This window comes from Staphylococcus sp. EG-SA-2, from assembly GCF_017152085.1.
This window is the reverse complement of record NZ_JACYHC010001301.1, coordinates 1-605: the sequence shown is the minus strand read 5'-3', so window position 1 is coordinate 605 and position 605 is coordinate 1. Positions and strand designations below refer to the sequence as shown.

At 36.7% G+C, this 605-nt stretch carries 1 protein-coding gene; it reads left to right on the top strand.

Annotated elements, in window-relative coordinates:
* The coding region (asp2, locus tag IDG60_RS28355; RefSeq protein WP_206161145.1) for an accessory Sec system protein Asp2 at window positions 1-605 on the top strand (605 nt) is incomplete at both ends.

Here is a 605-nt window from a genome sequence, read left to right as displayed (position 1 = left end):
TCTCGTTTACGATAAAGATAAAGTCATTCAAATATGGCCAGAATTTGATATTGATGGTGCGGTCGAGTTGCAATATACATTTAGATTGATTCAGACTGGCGCTGATGGTGCATTAATTGAACAAATCATATTAACTGATGATATGTTAGACAGTCCTTTAGAGATACCTGCGAAACCATTTGATGCTTATATAAGTGTAACTGTTAAGGCGCGTGGGAACGGGACGGTACATTTAGGACCTATACACAAACGATGGTCTAGATTAGACATGGGTCAATTTTTACTTGGTGGTAGTCGTTTCGTAGATAGTCAACGACAGGAATTTATTTATTATTTCCACCCTGGTGATATGAAACCGCCACTAAACGTATATTTTAGTGGTTATCGAACAGCGGAAGGTTTCGAAGGATATTATATGATGAAACGTATGAATGCACCGTTTTTACTTATCGGCGATCCTCGTGTTGAAGGTGGTAGCTTTTATATCGGTTCATCTGAATATGAACAAGGTATTATCAATGTTATTGACGAGACATTAGAAAAGCTGAATTTTAAATCACATGAATTAATATTATCTGGTTTATCTATGGGTTCATTTGGTGCCT